Source organism: Vibrio sp. S11_S32, assembly GCF_014694465.1.
GTDB lineage: Bacteria > Pseudomonadota > Gammaproteobacteria > Enterobacterales > Vibrionaceae > Vibrio > Vibrio algicola.
Map to the genome: position 1 here is coordinate 1 of NZ_JAAUWS010000040.1, position 21,850 is coordinate 21,850.

General features: G+C 40.4%; 13 protein-coding genes. 5 read left to right on the forward strand and 8 right to left on the reverse strand.

Annotated features, from left to right (window positions below; all coding sequences use genetic code 11):
* Positions 1-273 precede the first annotated feature (273 nt).
* The 4 genes from HC723_RS13600 (at position 274) to HC723_RS13615 (ending at position 6,295) form a co-directional block, all read left to right on the forward strand.
* The gene (locus tag HC723_RS13600; protein ID WP_194704550.1) at positions 274-1,368 is read left to right on the forward strand and encodes a NapC/NirT family cytochrome c; all 1,095 of its coding nucleotides are present in this window, start codon (positions 274-276) and stop codon (positions 1,366-1,368) included.
* A 13-nt stretch (positions 1,369-1,381) separates the two neighbouring features.
* Entirely contained in the window at positions 1,382-3,856 is a 2,475-nt protein-coding gene (locus HC723_RS13605; RefSeq protein WP_190339467.1) for a molybdopterin guanine dinucleotide-containing S/N-oxide reductase, read from the forward strand.
* Between the two features lie 167 nt (positions 3,857-4,023).
* Positions 4,024-5,100 carry an AI-2E family transporter gene (locus HC723_RS13610; RefSeq protein WP_190339468.1) on the forward strand — a complete coding sequence of 359 codons (1,077 nt, stop codon included), beginning with the start codon at positions 4,024-4,026 and terminating at the stop codon, positions 5,098-5,100.
* 178 nt (positions 5,101-5,278) lie between these two features.
* Positions 5,279-6,295, forward strand: a complete 1,017-nt coding sequence (locus HC723_RS13615) for an OmpA family protein (protein ID WP_190339469.1) — start codon at positions 5,279-5,281, stop codon at positions 6,293-6,295.
* Between the two features lie 118 nt (positions 6,296-6,413).
* Here HC723_RS13615 and HC723_RS13620 read toward each other — a convergent pair whose 3' ends face one another.
* From HC723_RS13620 to HC723_RS13655, 8 genes are all read right to left on the reverse strand, one after another.
* A complete protein-coding gene (locus HC723_RS13620; protein ID WP_190339470.1) occupies positions 6,414-8,453 on the reverse strand; it encodes a bifunctional diguanylate cyclase/phosphodiesterase in 2,040 nt (679 codons plus the stop codon).
* Between the two features lie 109 nt (positions 8,454-8,562).
* On the reverse strand, positions 8,563-10,425 hold the full coding sequence (locus tag HC723_RS13625; RefSeq protein WP_190339471.1) for a bifunctional diguanylate cyclase/phosphodiesterase: 1,863 nt from the start codon (positions 10,423-10,425) through the stop codon (positions 8,563-8,565).
* A 58-nt stretch (positions 10,426-10,483) separates the two neighbouring features.
* Positions 10,484-11,143 (reverse strand): transglutaminase-like cysteine peptidase, encoded by a 660-nt coding sequence (locus HC723_RS13630; RefSeq protein WP_342365741.1) that lies wholly within the window; start codon positions 11,141-11,143, stop codon positions 10,484-10,486.
* A 59-nt stretch (positions 11,144-11,202) separates the two neighbouring features.
* Entirely contained in the window at positions 11,203-11,796 is a 594-nt protein-coding gene (locus tag HC723_RS13635) for an OmpA family protein (RefSeq protein WP_190339472.1), read from the reverse strand.
* Positions 11,797-11,805: 9 nt separating this feature from the next.
* Positions 11,806-13,128: a TolC family outer membrane protein gene (locus tag HC723_RS13640; protein WP_238925500.1), complete on the reverse strand. Its 1,323-nt coding sequence runs from the start codon at positions 13,126-13,128 to the stop codon at positions 11,806-11,808.
* A gap of 233 nt (positions 13,129-13,361) precedes the next feature.
* Positions 13,362-15,686, reverse strand: a complete 2,325-nt coding sequence (locus HC723_RS13645; protein WP_190339479.1) for a type I secretion system permease/ATPase — start codon at positions 15,684-15,686, stop codon at positions 13,362-13,364.
* 8 nt (positions 15,687-15,694) lie between these two features.
* Positions 15,695-17,638 carry a bifunctional diguanylate cyclase/phosphodiesterase gene (locus HC723_RS13650; RefSeq protein WP_190339473.1) on the reverse strand — a complete coding sequence of 648 codons (1,944 nt, stop codon included), beginning with the start codon at positions 17,636-17,638 and terminating at the stop codon, positions 15,695-15,697.
* Between the two features lie 161 nt (positions 17,639-17,799).
* On the reverse strand, positions 17,800-19,194 hold the full coding sequence (locus HC723_RS13655) for an HlyD family type I secretion periplasmic adaptor subunit (protein ID WP_190339474.1): 1,395 nt from the start codon (positions 19,192-19,194) through the stop codon (positions 17,800-17,802).
* Positions 19,195-19,737: 543 nt separating this feature from the next.
* Here HC723_RS13655 and HC723_RS13660 point away from each other — a divergent pair.
* On the forward strand, positions 19,738-21,850 hold a 2,113-nt coding region (locus tag HC723_RS13660; RefSeq protein ID WP_190339475.1), incomplete at its 3' end, for a retention module-containing protein.

Below are 21,850 nucleotides of genomic sequence, written 5' to 3' on the forward strand. Positions count from 1 at the left end.
GATTATATAACTTCCAGTTTTTGGTCTTATAACGAGGTTTTGGCATGAATATCGATGGTTTAGTGGGGAGTAAACGATCTGATCGTCAGTTTCACATTTAGTTCCATCGAATTACGCAACAAAGCCATTAATAGTAAGAAGTATTGTTATTCTCATCAGTTTAACTAATTAGTATTAAACTCTCTTATTTGTATATTTCTACTTTTAGATCCTATCCTTAGGTGGTAGTTTTGCATCGAAATTATCTTGTTTGCCGCTATAAGGAAAATAATAATGAAAAAAAGATATATTGCACTCATCGTTTTGATCGGTGTCGCGATTGGCTGGGCCACGTTAGGTGGTACTCAAGCAGTGTTACATGCGACATCAACCACTGAATTTTGTGTGTCGTGCCACACTATGCAAAAACCCCTTCATGAGTACCAAGGTTCAGTTCACTTTAGTAATAGCAAAGGTATCCGCGCAGAATGTGCCGATTGTCATATTCCGCACCAACCAGTGGATTACTTGATCACTAAAATCCGTGCCTCGAAAGATATCTATCATGAGTTCGTAACCGGTAAGATTAATACCGACGAAAAATATGAAGCGCACCGTTTAGAAATGGCTCAGACGGTATGGAGTCAGCTAAAAGCGAACGACTCTGCTACGTGTCGTTCTTGTCATAGCTTCAATGCAATGGAATTGTATGACCAACCGAAAGGCGCACGTGAAATGCATATTTCAGCGCAAAAAGAGGGTCAAACTTGTATCGATTGTCACAAAGGTGTGGCTCACATGACGCCACAAGTTAAACTTGATACTTCGGCTTTTGATCATTTATACGATTTAGCCAAATCAACGCCGAAAGATGCGGCGCAAGTATACCCACTTGATTTTATTAAGATGGGCGAACTGGCAACGATCAACCCTACCGTTGAACTTAAAGTTGAAAAAACGGATGGTGATAAGCGCACAGTGACGGTTTCTGGTTACCAAATGAAAGGCGCAGAATCGGTGATTTATCTTGGCAATGGCCAACGTTCAATTTTGGCAAGTGTATCGGAAGCCGGTCAAAAAATGCTTAAGTTGGGCGCAAGTTCGAAAGATGCGTACGGTAATGAATGGCGTAGCGCGAGTTTAACCGGTGAGATCAATGCTCCGGTTTTAGATTCAAATAAAGAAATTTGGAAGTATGGTGAAAAGTTAGACAGCACTTATTGTTCAACGTGTCATGCCAAGATCCCACCAAAGCACTTTACTGTGAATGCATGGGGACCGGTTGTGAAGACCATGGGTAGCCGTACGGATATCTCAGATCTTAATCTAGAAATCCTAACTAAGTTTTTACAAAACAACGCAAAAGACGTTGTTAAATCAGAACAATAAGGAGTGAGTGAACATGTCTAATATTTCACGTCGTAAATTCTTAAAAGGCTCTGGCGCAACTGCTGGTGCTATGGCTATCGCATCGATCGTGCCGCTACCGTCAATGGCAGCAGAGCCTAAAATTGGTCGTACCGATGGCAAAATCATGACCGCTGGCCGTATGGGTGTATTACTGGCAGAAGTTAAAGATGGCAAACTAGTATCAACCACAAACGCTTTACCACAAACCGTGGTCAATCATCTGCAAAGTACTGGGCCTTCTCAAGTTCATACTAAAGCTCGCATCAAGCACCCGATGGTGCGTAAAGGTTACTTAGCTAATCCGGAAAACCCACAAGGTGTGCGCGGTAAAGATGAATACGTACAAGTGACATGGGAGCAAGCTTATAAATTGGCTCATGAACAACACATGCGTATTCGTAAACAGCATGGCGCAGAGTCAATTTTTGCAGGTTCTTACGGTTGGCACTCGAGTGGTGTTCTGCACGATGCTCGTACCTTGTTACAGCGTTATATGGGACTGGCTGGTGGTTATAGTGGTTCACTAGGAGATTACTCTACCGGTGCCGCGCAAGTTATTATGCCGTATGTGGTTGGCTCGATAGAAGTGTATGAGCAACAAACCACTTACCCTGTGGTCATGGAGCATTCAGAAGTAGTGGTACTTTGGGGGATGAACCCAATTAATACCTTAGAGATTGCTTGGACTGCTAATGATGGCCAAGGTTTAGAATTTTTCCATCAACTGAAAAAATCGGGCAAAACCGTTATTGCGATTGATCCAATGCGTTCTGAAACCATTGATTTCTTCGGTGAAAATGTTCAATGGATCGCACCAAACCCAATGACCGATGTGGCATTGGCAATGGGTATCGGGCATACCTTAGTGAAAAACAATAAACATGACACTAAGTTTATTGAGAAATACACACATGGTTTTGATAAATTTAATGATTATTTGTTAGGCAAAACTGATGGCGTGGTAAAAGATTCAGCTTGGGCTGAAAAAATCACCGGTGTCTCAGCTAAGCAAATTGAATTGCTAGCAGAGATCTTCTCTAAAAATCGCACCATGTTAATGGCTGGTTGGGGTATGCAGCGCCAGCAATTTGGCGAGCAACGTCACTGGATGATCACAACGCTAGCGGCAATGCTGGGTCAGATTGGTCTGCCTGGTGGTGGCTTTGGTTTCTCTTACCACTATTCAAATGGTGGTAATCCTGCGCGTGATGCTGGTATTTTACCGTCAATTTCATCAAGCATTAATACTGGAGCATCGGAAGGTGGGGATACCAGTTCTTGGCTAAATAATGGCGAAGGGGTGGTTAATGCTTTCCCAGTTGCGCGTATTACGGAAGCCTTGGAAAATCCAGGTAAGCAGTATCAACATAATGGCCATACGTTAACGTTCCCTGACACTAAGATGATTTGGTGGTGTGGTGGCGGTAACTTTACTCAGCATCAAGATACCAACCGCTTAGCGCGTGCGTGGCAAAGTCTTGAATTATCAGTGGTGTCTGAAATATATTGGACCGCAGCGGCAAAACATGCCGACATCGTTTTCCCAATTACCACTAGCTTTGAGCGAAATGACTTAACCATGGTTGGTGATTACAGCAGCCAATATATCGCACCAATGAAGCAAGTTGTTGCTGCGCAAGGTGAAGCGAAGAGTGATTTTGATGTATTCTCCGAATTGTCTGAAATGCTATTTAAAGGCGGCAGTTCAGCTTATCGTGAGGGGCGCGATGAAATGGAATGGTTAAACCACTTCTATAAGATTGCGCAAAAAGGTGGACGTAACGCTCGTGTTCCAATGCCAAACTTTACTTATTTCTGGAAACAGAATAAAGAGTTTGAAATGAACTGGAATGAAGAAAACGCCAAGTTTGTTCGTTTTGCCGAGTACAGAAAAGATCCAATCATGAACCCACTCGGTACGCCAAGTGGTAAAATTGAGATCTATTCAAAAACCTTAGCCAGTTATAATTTACCAGATTGTCCAGCACACCCAACTTGGTTAGAACCGACTGAATATACGGGTAATGCTAAAGATGGTGAGTTGCAATTAATGACCGCGCACTCAGCAGTACGTTTGCACAGTCAATTTAACTATGCCGATATTCGCAAACAAGATGCTGTGGCTAATCGCGAACCTATTGTCATTCATCCCCAAGATGCAAAATCTCGTGGTATTAAAGATGGTGACTTAGTCCGTGCATTTAACCAACGTGGTCAAGTCTTAGTTGGTGCAAAAGTAACAGATGGCATCAAACAAGGCAGTGTTTGTATCCATGAAGGTGCTTGGCCTGACTTTGACCCGAAAACGGGCATTGACCGTAATGGTGGATCGAATGTGTTAACTCTCGATATTCCAGCGTCACGTTTAAGTAATGGTTGTGCAGCCAACTCTGCATTAGTGAAAATTGAGAAATGGATAGGTGAAGCTCTGCCGATGGAAGCATTTGAGCCACCAAAAGGTGCGTAATTTGCTCTAAAGTAGTTTATAGAAAAATGAAAACCGAACGTTATGATGATGTTCGGTTTTTTTATTCTTTGATCAGAATTTGATAAAACATTCAGATATCAAAGCGTTTAGTATTATACTAACTAATAATTTCAGATATTTATCAAGTGTAGAGAGAAATAACAATAATGAATCCAATCGATGATAACGACCGTCGTTTTGTCAATAATATTGTTGAATCCGCGACTAGGATTGGCTTGATCTTTGTGCTCATTTTGGGCACCTACTATATAGTGCAACCCTTTATTTTACCTGTGTTATGGGGGGCGATTATTGCGGTGGCACTAAACCCTATCGTGAATACATTAAGTCAGCTCTTGAAATTAAGACGTTCTATAGCATCAGTACTATTGGTCATCATTTGTATCGCCGTCATGATAGTGCCGTTTGGGATGGTCTCAGGCTCATTATACGATGCCTTAATGAATATTACCCATCTGGCGTCATCAGGAAACTTCACAAGCTTTACGCCAAATGAGTCGATTAAAACGATACCATTTATAGGTGAACGACTTTTTGACGGCTTAATTTACGTCTCAACACATGGCAAAGAGCTCGCAATGGAACACTTACCGCAAATTAAACAAGTGCTCACTACATTGCTTTCTACATTTGGTAGTGGATTAACCGGTGTCCTAATGTTTGTCATTTCATTAATTATTGCTGGTGTGTTTATGGTGGCGAGCCAGCCTATCGCCAAAATTGTTGTTACTATTTTTGAACGTAGTGCCGGTGAGCATGGCTCAGAATGGGCTGAAATGACGGCAAAAATCATCCGTAGTGTATTGGTTGGAGTGATAGGGGTTGCGTTTATTCAAACCGCTATTATTAGTGCAGCCATGTTTACTTTCCACATTCCTGCGGCAGGCTTATTTACCATTATCATTCTGGTGTTATGTATTGCTCAACTGCCGGCTATTTTAGCTATAGCCCCTTTAATCGGGTACATGTACTTTACTGCAGACACGACTTCGTTTTTGATTTTTACCATCTGGGGGATCGTTGCAGGTTTGTCGGATAATATCTTAAAACCACTTCTAATGGGGAGAGGGATCTCGGTTCCAATGCCTGTGATTATCATTGGTTCTTTGGGAGGTATGATGTATGCGGGTATTATCGGCTTATTTTTAGGCGCGGTGGTACTTGCATTATGGTGGGGTGTATTGACGATATGGTTAGGCGAGAATAATGAAGAATCATTATAATATAGTCATATAAATAGGATTAGCCGACTATACCTGAAGATAGCATCTTATGTGATGGGTATAGCTTTAATTTTATTAGGATAAGTTGTGTATTAGTTGATTTCTAGGGCGCAACTATTTAACCTTCACTAATACTCATTATTTTAATAAACCATTCACATATAATATGGTAACTAATATGAAAATAAGTCTTCTATCTTGCTCTATTTTTGCTGCACTTACTTTTGCTGCAAGTTCTGCTTATGCTGATAATACTGTCGAAAATAATACTCTTTATCTTGGCGCCAAAACGGGTTGGACCAACTTTGACTCAAACTGTCAATCAGGTGAATCTTGCGATAATGATGCCTGGGGGGGCAGTGGCTTAGTCGGTTATCAAATTAGTAATTGGCTTGCGATTGAAGGGGGCTATAACTATTTTGGTAATGATAAACATACAGGTAGTTCTAAGTACGATAAAGTCAAAAGTCAAAACGTTGAACTCTCTTTTAAGGGGGATTGGTACCTGTCTGACAATTGGAACTTATTTGGTAAAATTGGTGGTTCTTATAACGATGTAAAACTCCCAGATGCTGATAATGTCTCATTAATGTTAGGTACCGGTATTGAATATCATATTAGCCAGAGTGTCCGACTGCGCGCCGAATATCAATGGTTCGATAATATAGGTGAGTATGACCATTATAAAAGCAGAGGTGATGTCAATTACGTAACATTTGGTATTATTTATATGTTCGGACAAGATGCTTATAAAGAGCCTGTTCTTGCAGCTCCTATTTCTATGGAACAGATTGAACAAGATCAAGTTGGAGACTACAAAGACGTTGCCGCGCCAGTACAAGTTGAAAAAAATGATACGTCAATGACTTTAGTGACGGTTAATTTTGCAGAAAAATCCGATGAAATTTCACTAGACAGTTACGTTACTTTGCAAACGGTAGTCGATCAACTCAATGCTCATCCAGAACAAACCGTTACGATAACCGGTTATACTTCAAACTCTGCAAATTCCATTGCTGAGCAGAAAGTACTGTCAAAACAGCGAGCAAAAAATACCGCCGAGTATCTGGAGTCACATGGCATTGCTTCTGATCGTATTATGACCGAAGGTATGCGAGCTAAATCGCCAGTTGCTGATAATAGCACTGAAGAAGGCCGAGCGAAAAACCGCCGTGTTGAAATAATCTTTCAATAATCAGGCCAATGAGTAATAAAGTTTTAAGTTCAAGTTTAATGCTTAGGCTTTGATATTAAAGATAAAAAGCGTCATTGATTTGGCGCTTTTTTATATGTGTTTAACGAGGGTGTGAATATCAATTCTGATGCTCGACTTGTAATAGTTGAGCGGTAACAAAACCTTGGTAGCCATAGAGGGAGAATTCTGCCAATTGTTCAAGCTGCTGACTGGTTTCGATCTGCGTGGCAATCACTTTAATCATCAGGCGGTCTGCAATGCGTAAAATAGCGTTAAGGACATCGGTTTGTTGCTGCTGATCGATATTGATGGTGTAAGCAAAATCGAGTTTGACGTAACTCGGGCTAAATTGGTTTAAATACCGAATCGCACTAAAATTACGGCCAAACTTATCAATACCATATTGATATTGATATTGTGCAAGTACGTCGCATAGCTGTTGAGCGCTGGCGGGATAATCGATGAATGCATTTTCGGGGAGCTCGAAAATAAGCTGCTCAGATAGGTGTGGATGGCTTTGAAGTTTACTTGTAAGCCAACGTAAGAAATTATCACTATTGATGCTATAAATGCTGATATTGACCGTGACAGGTTCAATATTAACCGCTGAACTAAGGCGCACAAATACCAATTCTAGTACATGCATGTCGAGCAATAAACCCTCTGTTTCATACTCAATTGAATCAATAAATTGCGCGGCTGAAAATCGTTCATCACCTTGCTCGATATAGGCAAATATTTCTTGATGTATTGGTTGATGTTGGCGGTTTATCACATATTGAGTGTGCAGTTTGATCTGTCGTTGATTGACAGCGTTTTTGATTAATTGCTTCCATTCTTGCTTGGTGCGGATCTTCAGATCTGGATTGCTGTCTTGATCAAACAAAGCAATCGATTTTCCTGAAACTAAACTGGCTTCTTGAATCGCTATCTTTGCCTTATGTAACATATTACTAATATCATCATTTTTTGAGTTTATTACTAGGCCGAGCATCGTATGTTGGGTGCTAATTCTAAAAGGGTCAGATTGTAAGTTGTTCGCTAAATGCATCATTTTTTCTGCTAGATCATTTAAACGTTGAGCACAACAGTGCGTTGTTATGATGACAAATTCATAGTGGCTGATACTAGCAATGGTAGAGTTATCATCCAAAAGGCTGGATAAGCGTTGGGCCAGAAGACGAGAGAGAGACTCAGCGTTCGCGATATTCTCGAGATCGAAACCATCAGTAATAGCCGAATCGATATTATTTTCTTCGAGGTGTTGTGAAATCAGGTTAGATCGTAATAAAACCAGCCCACCTAGAGTGGAGCGGCTATGAGTAGAACCAGTAAATTTGGCTTTTAAATAATCTAGATTGCCTAATTGTGTGATTGGGTCTTGATAAGCAATTTTTCGCAACTGTTCATTTTCGTGCGCTTTTTGTTCAAGATGACTTTTGATTTTTTGACTCATAAAATTGAAACTAGTGACAAGGGTACGAAGATCTTTTGCGGCAGGTAAAGCAATAGCCTCACCAAATTGCTGCTGCGCGATAGCATTCGATTTTTGTTGCAACTTTATAAGAGGAGAGAGTAACTGACGTAGGAACACCGCAAGTAACAATACCCCAATAATAAACACGATAAGCATGTTGATAAAGAGGTGAGTGGTGGCTTTCCACAGTTTTGAGTAGGCGTTATGAGAACTGCCAGTGATTTCTATGCTAGCGATAGCTGTATTGTTCCATACCACATCAGATTGTGCGGTGACGGGGTTAATTTTAACCAAAGAACGAAACCATTGAGGAGGTGAAAGTGGTGGATGTGGGTCATGCCAAGTTAATGGCGTGTTTTTAAGACCGTTATTTTGAGAGTCTTGATTTTGAGTCGATATAGCCTGAGATAGTCGCTTTTTAGTCAAAAAGTTTAGTGTGGTAGTACCATGAAATCCGAGTCTATAAATTGAATCGATGACGGCTTTCGTCCCATCAATATCTTGAGTGCTAAGATGCGGTAGAGTCGCCATTACCATCGCAGTTAATAAATTATTAACACCAATAGTTTGTTGCTCTATAAGGTAGTGCCGAGCGGTGTTGTATTGAGTGATAAAGACAGAAGAAATAAGAATTAAAAAGATGCCTAACATCCCTGTCACGAGTCGTTGGTATAACGTCATACGGTATTCACACTTATTTAGCTTGAAGAGCAGAGAGTGATAACTGTATCGAGTTTACCTACGATTAGATAGCATCTATCTGCACAGGAATAGCTATTTATGACTCAGATCAAGAGGCATCAGTAATATAGCCTTGGAAACCACTAATACTAAGATTAGCGAGCTGTTCTAGCTGATCTTGCGTTTCCACTCGCGTCGCAATTGTTTGCATATTTAAGTTATTTGCAATACGAGTAATGGAAGCAAGTACATCGTATTTAGCCGGATCATCCAACTGGTTGGTATAGGCAAAATCAAGTTTGACATAGTGTGGCCGAACTTGATATAGGTATTCAAGTGAGCTGAAATTATGGCCAAAGTGATCGATACCAAATTTAAAGCCATATTTATTGAGAAGATGAGTGAAAATCCTCGTACTTTGAGTTTTCTTGATAAAACTGATTTCAGGCAGTTCGAAATATAAATACTCACGCAGATTAATATTATTGGCTAATTTATCTTCTAGTGAAGCAATAAATTGAGCATCATTAATGCTATATTTCGTGATATTGACCGCGATAGGAGAGGGTTCGATAGAGTTATTAAGATACTCAGTTACTAAGGATAGAATATGATCATCAAATTGGGCCGCAATCGGGGTTTGTTCCAATGCGGTGATAAAGTGATTCGCATTGTAGATTAGGCCATCTATTTCAATATACGCAAATACTTCATGTTGAATGTGCTGTTGTTGCTTATCGATTGCGGCTTGCAGTGTGATCTTGACTAGACCATTGTTGATTGCATGCTCGACAAGGCTTTGCCATTCCATTTTCCCTTTGGTGAACTGAGGTGAAATCGAACTGGTATCGAGAAGATAGGTGCTATTTTCACTTTGCTGACGAGCTTGAGTCAGCGCATTATCGAGTTGGCTAAAGACGGTTTTAGTATCGTTTTGGTCATGGATCATCAGCATACCAATTGATGCTGAGCTTGCAGTGTTTGGATCGGAAGATAACTCTTTGACTATTTTTAATGTTTTGTTTGAAATACGGTCGAAGTCGTCTTGTTGGCAATGAGGGATCAACAGAATAAATTCAGAGCGACTAAAGCGAGCTAAGGTGTTTTCCTCACTCATGAGTCTAGATAATACGGCCGATAAACTTCTCACCAGTTGATCGGCTTTTTGAAATTCTTGATTTTCATAAGCATCATTAATGCTGTCTACCTGAATTAAGCACACGCCACAATAGTCCATGCTATCAGAATCTAACCAAGGTTCGAGTTGAGTAATAAAAAAATCACGATTACTTAATTCTGAAACGGGATCTTGGTAAGCACGAATTCGAAGACGGCGGGCTTCTTCAGCTGATTGTTGGTAATAGGTTTCAATATGCTGACTCATGTGATTCATCGCTTGGACCACATCAGATAATTCACGAGTATTCACCGATGGAATAGGCTCTCCAAATTGATCAGAACTGATCTCGTTAGCTCGTTGTTGAATACCTTTTAATGGCTTGAGCATGACTTTTAAAATAAAGGCTAAAGAGAAAGCCGACACAATCGCAATGGCAATAAACGCGGCCAGTAAATAAATAGTCAGTGACCATAATTCATCGTAGGCGTTATCGGCATTACTGGTGACAGTTAATGTGGCGGTTTGCAGCCAACCATCCATCAATACTTGTGATTGTTTTAAGTTCTTAAATAAGTCTAGTTTTTGAAACCAAGTCGGGGCAATATTGGTATCATCTTGGTATTTACGATCTATTTTTTGGCTTTTATCCAACATCTCAAAATGAATATTGTCATAATAACCGCTGTCAAAAGTCGCATTAATCACCGACTCAATACCTATTTTATCTTTATCTTTAATGTATGGGGTTAGGGCAATATTCATTGAACTAATGGCATTAGTGAGTGCGATCTTTTGCTGCTGCTGAAGATAGGTATGAGTTGAGTTGAATTGCAAACCAAACACAGTGGTCATTAGCACCAAAAGCACAAGGGATAACCATAAAAGAAATTGCTGATATAGGCTCATAGTGTTATTGATCCAAGTTGATTATTGGGTGTTTAGTATTTTGTTTTTTACTGCGTTGTTGTAAATCTTTCCATAAGCTTAAGTTTGAGGCGTCACCGGCGACTATCGAGTTTATGCTTCGTTCACGTTTTTTGGTGATCCACAGTTTACTGGCGTTAAAACTGTAAATAGGCACTAAATCTTGACGTTGATTAGCTGGTTTGATCTCACCATCGATATTATCGAGTATAACAGGCATTGAACTGGGTGTTTGATAGTAGGCTACCACCATGTGAAATTGGTTTAAGGTGAGCGATTTTACATAGATAAGATGGAGTTTAGAGTCAGCGATTCCGAGTTCTCGCAAGCTGGAGTATTTAGCGATACTAAAATCTTCACAATCACCACCACCCACATCAAGAAATTGAATAGGGGTTGCCCAATAATCGTTTTGCCCCCACAACTTAATATCGTCGATAAAAACCAATTGATTAAAAAAATCATTAATTTTATTGAGTTTTTGTTGTTCGGATAAAGTTTGTATTGAATTAATGAGATTACGCCAAGCGGTGACGCGTAATCCAGCTCGTTCGCCAAAGTTTTGGCGGCTAAAATCAATTTGTTGTTGATCGCTACCGGTGAGAGCAATCGCCCTCACCGATAAAATTAACAACACAGAGAAGATAGCCCATTTAAGCCAACGGAAATCTCGCCAAGAGGTCTTAGCCTTTGCGTTGTTCAGAGTTAATCTTTACGTTTATCATAGATAGTCCAACTGTCAACGACGCTACTATCCATACCTTCAACAGTGGCGGTTACCCGGCGGCTAAATTTATTAATTTCTTCCTTAGTTTGGCCAGCAACAGGTTCACTATCACCAAAACCAATTATTTGTATACGATCGCTTTCTACTCCAGAGTTGATCAGTGCTTTATACACATTCGCCGCACGACGTCTAGAGAGGTTGAGGTTATGGTCGGAAGGACCAACGGGGCTTGCATAGCCATTTAACACAATATAAGTTTTTGGATACTTAGCCAAAAATTGGCTCATAGCATTAATATGATCAAGATAGAGTTGAGTTATCTCATCAGAATCATTAGCAAACAGAATATGCAATTTTTTCTGTTCAGTAACAACCTTGATTTCTGGACAGCCATCGTTGTCAACGACAGCGTTTGCAGGAGTATTGAGGCACTTATCTCGTGCATTGATCACTCCATCAGCATCAGCGTCTCCAATATCACTTTGTTGATTGGCGAGTGGAGGCGGTGGGGCATCTAACACTGAACATGCTGAAAGCAACAGCACCATTAAAGAGATCGTTAACGTTTTCATAGTCTGTCCTTACTTAACTGATTTAGTCCATTGATCTGGAATAGCAACACGTAATTCATTGAGTAGCAGTCCAGTGGAATTGAGTAAACGATAATTTGATAGCACACCATCATAGTGAGCGGCTAAATACGCTTTACGAGAGTCAAACAGTTCATTTTCAGTGTTAAGTAAATCGAGTAGAGTACGTTTACCAATTTTGTATTGTTTACCATAGGCAATAATAGTTTTCGCTGCAGAGTCTACATGCTGTTCAAGATATTTTTCTTGAGCTGATGCTAGGTCACGAGCACTCCATGAAAGACGGGTGCTTTGTTCAAGCATTTGATAGGCTTTGTCGCGAATATCTTTAGCTTTGGTTAATTGATAAGCCGCCGCTCGGCCTTTAGCCGCATCGCTACCACCGTTATATAAGTTATAATTCATTTTTAGCATGACTTTTAATTCATCGACATCATTGCGGCCATCGCCATCAAGTTCGTCACCGAATTTCTGTGAACCTTCAACTGTGAACGTCGGTAGCATAGTACCAGTATCTTGGTTGTACTGTGATTTGGCCGCCAGAATATCGTGATAAGCAACATGCAGGGTTGGATTATTCGCTTTCGCTTTTTTTAGCGCATCTTCTAATGTTGTTGGTAGAAAATTGGCATCTACTTGTGGTTTTTTAAGATCTTTAGGGTATTCACCGGTCACGCGTACAAATGCAGTAATTTTATCGTTAAGATTACTTTGCGCGGATAATAAATTGGTATTGGCAGAAGCGACACGACCTTGTACTTGAATTAAATCGGCAGTGGAACTTAGGCCTGAATCAGTTCGTTTTTGAATGTCTTTTAAGATGCGGTTATGCACTTCAATATTTGCCTGTGATAATTTAACCACTTGCTGCGCTTCAATTACATCCAGATAAGCTTGAACGGTTGATAGCGCCGTATCTTGAGCATCGGCCAGCAATTGATAACGCTGGGCTTCAGTTTCTGATTTATTACGTTGAATATCGTTATAAGTGCTCGAACCATCCCAAATTAACTGTCGAATACTGATTTGGGCGTAATGAGGGTTAAAATCACCATTGGTACCACTAGGATCATCATCGTAATCTTCATAACCGACCCCGGCTTCGAGATCGACAGAAGGTAAATATTGACCTTGGGATTGACGGATCCCTTCGTTCTTAGTCATAAACTCGTTATAAGACGATTTTATGTCTGGGTTATTGATAAGTGTCGCCGCAATCGCTTGTTCAAGAGATTGGGCATAACTAGGTATTGCAAGCAATTGACAGCCAACTAAGATGGCTAATTTTGTTATATGTGTTTTTTTGATCATCATTACTCTCTTAATGCTAAACCGCGAGCTTTAAGGATTGATTTAGATAAGATCAGACCTCCAAAAAAGATCTGTCCTGCCCTTGAACCTTGTTTACACTTATCATATCGCTTCTTGTAAAAATTGAAAATTATTCATCTCATTAATTGGGCGACGTTGACATAAATGATTGTAAACTAAGTTATATGTTTAGTAAATATTCTGTTGGATTAAATCAATTAAACAGTATTTTAAACTTAGATTGGTTTGTCATTTCTGACAACATTAGCTTTGCTCTGTTGAGCTTTTGGTGTTGGCTTTTCTTTATTCTCTGGTGCAGTAGTGATTTTTTCTGCTGTTATTGGTGCGGTTTTGTTTGCTAACTGCTCGGTTACTGCTTTTTTGAGCGCGTCTTGAGCACTTGCTGCGGTAGTGGCAGCTTCTGGTGTTGAAGCGTTGTCTTTTTTAGGCTCTGATTTTTGCGTCTTACCAGTACGTAGAGCTTGTAGAACTTTGTCTCGCGGACCATCGGCAATAATTTTACCTTGTTCCATTACGATTAAGCGATCGACAATATCGAGCATACTCATTTTATGGGTGATAAGAATTAAGGTTTCATCATCCGCAATGCTTTTCATTTGACGTTTTATAAACATTTCAGAACGGTTATCCATACTGCTGGTTGGTTCATCCATAATAAGAACCGGTGGATTACCTAAAAATGCACGAGCAATGGCAATCGATTGACGCTGACCACCAGACAGTGCTGCGCCGCCTTCACCGACTTGCTTTTCAAGGCCCGCACTATCTTGTTGAGTAAAGTTAGTCACACCCGCACGTTCTGCCGCAAGCATAATATCTTTATCACTGGCTAACGGGCGGCCTAAAGCGATATTTTCGCGGATACTGCCATAAAACAAAGTAATGTCTTGTGGTACACAGCCCAAGTTACGGCGAATATCAATTTGATGTAGCTGATTCATATCAGTGTCATCGATTAATACCGTACCAGCGGTGGGTTTGTATAATCCCATTAAGATACGCTCTAATGTGGTTTTACCTGAACCAATACGGCCAATAATACCAATACGCTCACCTGGATTAATGGTTAAATTGATATCACGCAATGCAGGGGAGGTGGCATTTGGGTACGCAAAGCTGACGTTATCAAATTGAATTTTACCTTGGATTACCGGGCGATGGATGTAACGCTTGCCTTCTTCTTGCTCAGTTGGCATTTGCATTAGTTTATCAATAATGCCCATTGCCGATTTTGCTTGGTTGTAACGAGTTGAAAGCATCGCAACTTGGATCATGGGCCCTACAGCACGACCACTTAACATAGTAGAGGCAATTAAACCACCCATTGTTAGATCACCATTACCAATCAAATACACCCCGACTACAATCATGGCGACATTCAAAAATTGCTGTACGAATCCCGCGGCATTTTGTAATGAGTCGGTTAGGCGCTTAGATTTTAAGCTCCAGTTTGACATGTGAGCAACGGCTTCTTCCCAACGGTATTGATATTGGCTTTCTGCGCCAAACATTTTTAACGTTTCAAGACCCGCTAAGCTCTCAACTAAGTTGGCATTTTTCTGTGAAGCAAGGCGTGAACCTTCTTCGATAGTACGGCGCAAGGGGCGCTGTACTACAAAACTGTAACCAATTAGCAATAACACACCGATCAATGGCACTAAGGCTAATGGTCCGGCAATCATGTAAATGACGATCATAAAGAAGATCGCAAAAGGCAAATCAATTAAAGTTGTGACACTGGCTGAAGTGAAAAAATCTCTAATTGATTCAAATTCTTGCATATGTTTAGCAAAAGCGCCTACGGAAGGCGGTTTAGCTTCAAGACGGATACCCATAACATGGCTAAAGATTTTCGATGAGATCAAAATATCGGATTTCTTACCGGCCACATCTAAAAAGTAGCTGCGCATCATCTTTAAAATAAAATCAAAGATAAAGATAACAAATACACCGATAGACAAGACCCATAGTGAGTCATAAGCCAGGTTGGGAACAATTTTATCGTACACTAAACGTGAGAATAATGGTGCTCCCACGGCAAAGATATTGATTAAAATAGAAGCAATAAAAACATCACGATAAATTTTACGTGATTGATACAATGTGCTCCAGAACCAGTGACCATCACGGTTTTTAAGCATTTCTGGTGAGCGTTCGTCATAACGAAAACGTTTTTTAACCAAAAATAGCTGACCAGTATATTGCTGATTTAGCTCATCTAAGTGGATCCATTCCTGCTTGCTATCACTTTGAGATAAAATCACTTCCGCTTCATTTTTTTCGTAATCGATTGATAAGATCACGCAAGCATCATTATTTTTAAGTAATGCCACTACAGGTAGTAACAATGGCGGTAAATCGGTAAGCGGCAGTGTATCTAACTTGGCATTTAATCCGGCTATTTCAGCCGCGCGCGGAAATAAATGGACAGTAAGTAAGCCATCTTTTAGTGGTAAGCCTGCAACTAATGCGTCTGGTGAGTTGGCTTGACCATAATAACGGCTAATGTAAGCAAGAGAATTTAATAGTGGATCTTTAATTGGGTTCATTATGCCTGACCTTCATTGTCGTTATTAATTTGCTCGGTAACGAAACCTTGGAAACCACCAAGTTCGAGCTCGATCAGTTTGTCTTTTTGCTCCATGGTCTCAACTCGTGAGGCGATGGTGGTGATGTCTAAATTAGAGGCGGTACGAGTGATAGAAGTAATCACATCAGCCCGGACGTTATCATCGATCTGAGAAGTATAAGCAAAATCCAGTTTCACATAAGCAGGGCGATAAGCATTTAAATAACCGATTGAGCCAAAGTTATGGCCAAAGTTATCGATACCAAATTGATAGCCTTTAGAGTCGATGATATTACATAAGAGCTTGGTGTTATCCGGCTGTTTAATGAAACAAATTTCAGGTAGCTCAAAATAAATACGGTTTGAGAAGCTAGGATTCGTTTCCATTTTTTGGCTGAGCCAGCGCATAAAGCCGGTGTCATTGACACTGCTTTGGGTAATGTTAATTGCGATCGGGAACTTAGGATCGTAGATCTTACATTGTTCAAATACTTCATCAATAATGTGCATATCAAACTGAGCTCCACTGTCTAAGCTTTCAATCGCACTTAAAAATTGACCTGCGGAATAGCGAACATCGTCCTTTTGAATCGCAGCAAAGACTTCTTGGTGCATTAATTGATTATCGCGATTGATTGCTTTTTGATAGCTAAAAGTAAATTGCTTATTGGCGATCGCTTCATCAACAATACTTTTCCATTGCTGTTTACCAAAAGAGGATTGAGTCGAGCTTTCATGCGATGATGCATGAATAAATAATGGCGTGGCGCGATTGGTGCTAGCCTCAACTAAACCATTATCGGCATGCGCTAAAATGGTCGAGATAGTATCGTTTTCTTGTTTCATGACTAAAGCGACAGCAGCACGCATAGGCGCGATATCGAGTGGATCATTTTGTAGTGATGCGGTCATGTTCAGCATTGACTGACCAAGTTGTAGCATATCTTCATCTGAAGAATTTGGTGCCAATAACATAAATTCAGATTGATTAAGACGCGCAATGGTAAATTCTTCTGAAATGATTTCTTTTAAGCGAGCTGACAGTAGGCGTGTGACATTATCCCCTTCTTCATAGCCTTGTTGATCGTAAGTATCTTTTAATAACTCGACTTTTAGTAGTGCAATACCGCCTTTATTCTGGCTTTGTAACCATGATTCTAGTTGAGTCATCATATAATTTCGGTTAGCCAGCCCGGATACTGGATCTTGATAAGCTCGGATACGCAGTTTATCGGCTTCTTCTGCTTGTTGATTAAAATGCGCGCGAAGCTGTGTTGTCATTTGATTAAATGCGGTTACTACATCATCTAATTCTTGGAACTTTGGTCGTTCAAGAATTTCATCAAACTGATTGTCAGCTATTTTCTTGGCGTTTTCTTGAATCGAACGTAATGGAGCTAATATCTTACGGAAGATAAAAGAGAACAGAGCAATAACCACTAAGCCCGATAGGAAGAAAGTTAGTAATAATTGTTCGGCAGTTTTCCATAATTTCTGATATGCAAGATTAGGATTACTAGTGACGGTTAAATCCGCCAATTGTTGCCAGTCTGAGCCGACACGTACGGTTTTAGTATAAGGTTCTATATCAGATAGGAAGATAAACCAACCCGGAGCTGAAACTTTGGTTTCTTTTGAGGCAATCTCGATTACTTTGCCTTCTTCGATTGGCGTTAATTTAACATCGGAATAGTAGCTACTATCAAACATCGAATGAATTAAGTCAGTTGCGCCTTGATCATTTTTTACTAATAGGTAAGGCGTGAGTGCAAGACCAACGGCATCGACGGTATTGTCGACTTCAACGATCTGTCTTTCATTTAAATAATCTCGCGTATTGTTAAACTCTATAGCGAAGAGCACAGTGGCCGTGGCGAGGAATATCCCCATTACCCAGATCAAGAGCTGTTTATATAATGTCATGTGATTTCTCATCAAAATAGTGTTGCAAAAATTTGAGTTTTTTCAGACTAGATGGTGAAAAGCAACAATGTGACTGCTTTTTACCACCGAGTTCTAGATTTAATCTCTAATGTAAATTGCTTCTAGCACAAATAGTTTCTAGCGCAAATAGCCTAGGGGCACTATTCTCTTAAGGCTGAATTTGTGGTTTTTAGAACTGGCTTGAGTAAATAACTTAATACTGTACGTTTACCAGTGATGATATCGGCACTTGCTGTCATTCCCGGAATAATAGGTAATGGTTTGCCATCGGTACCTTTTAACTCATTTTCACCAGTACGGATCCGGACTTGGTAAAAACTATTACCTTCTTCATCTTGGATGGTATCGGCACTGATGGTTTCTACTGTTCCGTTTAAGCCGCCGTAAGTAGAAAAATTATAAGCAGTAAATTTAATCAATGCAGGAAGACCTGGGTGTAAGAAACCGATATCTTGCGGCGCGATTTTAGCCTCTATTAATAGTGTATCTTCGGTTGGAACGATTTCGATTAAATCCATACCTGGCTGGATAACACCTCCAATAGTATTGATATAGATCTTTTGAATTGTGCCGTTGACAGGAGAGGTCACAACGGTGCGGTTAACTCTATCTTTCAGACCCAATTGAGATTCACTCATACTAGCAAGTTGAGCACTGATTTTATTGAGCTCATTTTGATTGTCACTGCGGTATTTCAACGCAATATCTAGGTATTTGTACATGGTTTCTTGTACTGCAGATGTGGCGACTGGGATTTGCATTTTAGTGGAGGTTAAATCACGGCGAGTATCACTTAACTGACGACGTAACTTAAGCAATTCGATTTTAGGTACAACACCTTCCTTTGCAAGTGGTTCGGTGATTTTATACTCTTGATTCGCAATATTGTAACTGCTTTTTAAGTTGTTATAGCGAGAGCGGTTTTCATCAAGTTCACGCTGTTTTTGAGTGATTTGTTGCATCGCAACGTGTAGTTGGTTTTCTAAATTAGAAACATTGCCTTGATATTCATTATTTTGACGAGCCACTAAACGAGGGTGTTGTTTTAAAAAATCGGCATCAAAAGCTGGGGTTAACGCTTCATCAATAATGACACTATCTTGCCAATGATGAGCATCTTTAATTTTCGATTTATCGATCTTAACGGCATCTAATTGAGCCCTAAGTCGTAGTTGATCGGCATTCATGCTCGCGATATCGAGCGCCTTACCCTGAAAATCAAATTTAGCCTGTGTGTCATCGATAAGGAGTAGGCGTTGACCTTTTTTAACGGGTTGGCCTTCACGAACCATGACTTGTTTAACTATCCCGCCTTCTAAGTTTTGCACCACTTGCATTTGAGTGGAAGGGATCACTTTTCCGGTACCACTTGTTACCTTATCTAAACTAGCAAGTGAGGCCCAAATAAAAGCAATAACAAAGAAAAGTACAACCGTCCAGAGCATAATTCTAGGGGTGCGGGCAGTATTGAGCATTAATGCAGATGATTTGTCATCAACAAAATCCAATTGTTCAGTCGAAATATTTTTTTTCATGATTTACCAATAGCAGGCGATGCATATTATTAAAGTAAGGTAACTTAAAATGAATGATTTTTGTAAATATTCACTCGTAAGCTAGATGGATTTGATGGCCACATTTTGATTATCTATCAAAGTTCTATCATTTTATTATAATTTATTAATATTATAATAAAATGATAATTTTCGCAGGGGATTTTTATACATTTTGTGACAATTACCCTTTATTTTGTCATAGTTATTTGATGACAATATCAAACATTAATAAAGGCCCTCATTTTGCCCATTTAATAAGCAAGGCTATTTGAAACCCATTGTGTAGGGTGCTATACTATTAATAATTGTATACATTTGGTTTTATTGAGCTAACTCATTGTTTGTAATGAAAAATAATTAAAATCTCGCTATTGAGCTAGTTTAATCCGTATCGCAAGTTTACTGAATATCAAACACATTATTTATATTAATTTTTGCTTGGTGCCATCTGAGAAAAGAGGCCAATAGGATCGAAAACTATTGGTACTTAAACCAAGACCTAACGAATAAGTTGAGTGATCTATGGAAAATTCTAGTCCTGCTACGAATACGACAAATATCAATGTTGAAAATGGTGAAGTTTTTGTGATTAAACCGGGCCAAGGCGCGGTGTTAATCACAGGAGATTATCAGTTACAGCCTGATGAAGTTTTATTGGTTTCCCCCGGTGCTAATGCGACAGTTTCTGGTCAAGGGCAAGTACAACACATCCATAGTAATGCACATTCAACATCTATTGTGGCTGGCGATGAAGGTCCGGTTGCAACGCCTTTAGATGAGCAAGTTCGTTTTAACGCTGAAAACGCCGCAAATGCTCAATTCTCAGAGCAAGATATTACCGCTATTCGCGAATCTATCTTAAATGGTGATGATCCTACTCAAACGATTATTGGTGCTGAGCAGCAAGCAGCACAAGAAAATGGCGCTCAACCTGATGATATTGCTGCTATTCAACAAGCTATTTTAGCAGGACAAGATCCAACTGAAGTGACAGAAGCACCTGCCGCAGGTGTAACAGCCGGTGGTTCGGCGAATGAATCTTTCGTGACCGTCGCCTATGATTATGATTCGATGTTAGCTGAAGCTGGGCATGATACCGAAGGGTTCACTCGTGAATATTATGATGAAGCAGAGCAAAAACACACGGTATTTGCCGAAGGGGGGCAAGTTCTCGATGTCGAAGTCACAGAAGGCGATCTAGACAGTGGCACCGGATACCCAACTGAAAATTCGCAATCTGCCGTGGTAGAAAGTGGCAGCAATGCACTGGATCCGAGCTCATTTTATATTCCAGATGCCGAGCTTAATCAGCTTTTAGGTGAAATGAATAGCGAAATCACCTCAGGCGGCGAGCCGGTTAACTTTGTTTACGATGCGGACACTAATACCTTTATCGGTACTCAAGATGGTGAGCCTGTTGCTTCATTTGATGTCGATTTTGTTGCATTACCTAATGGTGATATGACGGTAACCGTTACCACCACGATTGATCGCCCACTGGATCATATTGATGGTGATACTACCGGTATGGTGACCACTGATGGGGATGATATTCATATTAACTTCCCAATCTCTGGTGATGATGTTCAAGGTAACCCAATTGTTGATCCTATCATTATTAATATCGATGTATTAGATGGTAATAATGAACAATTTGGCTTCGATACCGGCACCGACATCAATGAAAGTGATGATGCTAACACTGTCATCCATGGCCAAGTACCGCTTGATCTTGGTAGTGATGAAATGGCCAGCATTGTGTTTGATCCCAATCAACCGGCGCTGGAGGATATAACCAGTAATGGTCAACCAACTGACTATACTGTTGATGGGAATGTTGCCACCGTAACGGACATCAACGGTGAGCCTGTGCTTACCGTTGAAATTCAGACTGATGGTTCTTATACCGTTGAAGTAACTGGGCCGATCGATCAAGATGCGGATGATATCTTGCAGCTTGATTTAGGTATTATCGGTACTGATGACGATGGTGATACCGCCAATGGTGATATTCATATCAATATCGCCGATGGCACCGATGCCGCCGATGTAGACACAACGATTGATATTAATGAAGGTGATTTACAGCCTGATAATGATAATGCTGGGTATCCCGTTTCCGGCTCAAGTTCTGTCACTATTACGGCTCTTGACGATAATCTCGACCCAACTACATTGCGTCTTAGCGATGATGGTAAAACCCAATTAAGCTCAGAATTGGGGGAGATGACCACCAATGGTGGTGACCCAATTAACTTCAGCATGACCACCGATGCCAATGGCGTGACCACCATCTCTGGTGTGGATGGGGCGGGTAATCCGGTCCTAGACATCACCATGACCCCAACATTTGATCCAGCGACTGGTAATGTAACGGTCGATACTGTTGTTAATCAATATCAACCATTGGATGACAACAACGGCACGGGTGAGAATACCGGTCTTATTACCAACATTGATGATGTGATCTCAGTCGAGTTGCCATTTGAAATCGATGACACCGATGGTGATACGTCGGATGTGACGGTACACGTCAACTTTAAAGATGGTGAAGATCCAAGCTTTGGCGTGGACACGGGCGCCAGCATCACTGAAAATGACGGCACCCAAACCGCCAATGGTTCGATTGAATTTG